We start from the raw sequence: 1,664 nt of genomic DNA on the forward strand, positions 1-1,664 counted from the left end.
GGGGTTGTCGCGTTCGTATTCACGCACGACGGCGACGAGTTCCGCGAGGTTTTCGACCCGGGACTCGTCCTGCGGGTCGGTGCTGGACCGCAGCCCGGCAAGGTAGCCGGTCTGTTCCAGCACGGCCTCGAGCGCTGCCGCTGCACCGGAGCCGGAGGCCACCTCGGCAAGGTCATCGAGCAGCTTTACGAAGCCCTGCACGGCGTTGACGGAACGGGTGGCCATGCCGGGTGCCTCGTCGGCGCGGCGGGCTGCGGCCATGAAGGAGATCCGGTCGCGCTGGGCGAGGGACGCCACGGCACCTTCGGCGCGGTCACCAATCCCGCGTTTGGGCTCGTTGAGGATGCGGCGGAGATTGACGTCGTCGTCGGGGTTGACCAGCACCCGGAGGTAGGCGAGCGCGTCCTTAATTTCCTTGCGCTCGTAGAAACGCGTGCCGCCGACCACCTTGTAGGGCAGTCCGACGCGGACCAGGACATCCTCGATAGAGCGGGACTGGGCGTTGGTGCGGTAGAAGATGGCGACGTCGCCCGGGCGCAGATCGCCCTCGTCCTGCAGCCGGTCAATTTCCTTGGCGATGAACTGGGCCTCGTCGTGTTCGTTCTCCCCGACGTAGCCGACAATCTTCTCGCCGTCCCCCTCGGCGGTCCAGAGCCGCTTCTCGGGCCGGTTGGGGTTCCGGGAAATGACGGAGTTGGCGGCGCTGAGGATCGTCTGGGTGGAGCGGTAGTTCTGCTCCAGCTTGATGGTGCGGGCGTCCGGGTAGTCCTTTTCGAACTCCACGATGTTGCGGATGTCGGCGCCGCGGAAGGCGTAGATGGATTGGTCCGAATCGCCGACGACGGTGAGCTCGGCCGCGCTGGGTCCCTCGCCGACGATCTCGCGCACCAGGGCGTACTGGGCGTGGTTGGTGTCCTGGTATTCGTCCACGAGGACGTGCCGGAAGCGGCGCCGGTAGGAGTCCGCGAGCGCCGGGAAGGCCCGGAACATGTAGACGGTCTCGGCGATCAGGTCGTCGAAGTCCATGGCGTTGGCCTGGCGCAGCCGCTGGGTATAGCCCTTGAAGACCTCGGCGACGGCCTGCTCGAAGGGGTCGTTGTGGTTGGCACTCGAGGAGTAGCTATCGGCGTCGATGAGCTCGTTCTTGAGGGCAGAGATCTTGTGCTGGATGGCCTTGGGGGCAAAGCGTTTCGGATCAAGGTCCAGGTTCTTGGCCACAAGATTGACCAGGCGCAGCGAGTCTGCGGAATCGTAGATGGAAAAGTTGGAGTTCAGGCCGATGTTCTTGGCCTCGCGGCGCAGGATCCTGACGCAGGACGAGTGGAACGTGGAGACCCACATGGTCTTAGCCCGGCTGCCGACGAGGGCCTCGACCCGCTCGCGCATTTCCGCGGCGGCTTTGTTGGTGAAGGTGATGGCCAGGATCTCGCCGTGGTGGGCCCGGCGCGTGGCGATCAGGTAGGCGATGCGGTTGCTGAGCACCCGGGTCTTGCCCGAGCCGGCGCCGGCGACGATGAGCAGGGCACTGCCGGCGTGCTTCACGGCTTCTTCCTGCTGCGGGTTCAGGCCCGCCAGGAGCTCGTCCGGGCCTGGGAGCAGTTGGCGGCCCCGGTCGCCGGCTTCGCTCCCCCCGTGGCTGCCGGCGGGCCCGATGCTTCCCGCCG

1 protein-coding gene is annotated in these 1,664 nt (G+C 66.6%); it reads right to left on the minus strand.

Features of this window, described 5'->3' with window-relative positions; all coding sequences use genetic code 11:
- The coding region (locus BJG92_RS07635) for a UvrD-helicase domain-containing protein (RefSeq protein ID WP_374199775.1) at window positions 1–1,599 on the minus strand (1,599 nt) is incomplete at its 3' end.
- Between the last annotated feature and the right edge of the window lie 65 nt (window positions 1,600–1,664).

The sequence above is a fragment of the Arthrobacter sp. SO5 genome (assembly GCF_020532805.1).
Taxonomy (GTDB): Bacteria; Actinomycetota; Actinomycetes; order Actinomycetales; family Micrococcaceae; genus Arthrobacter.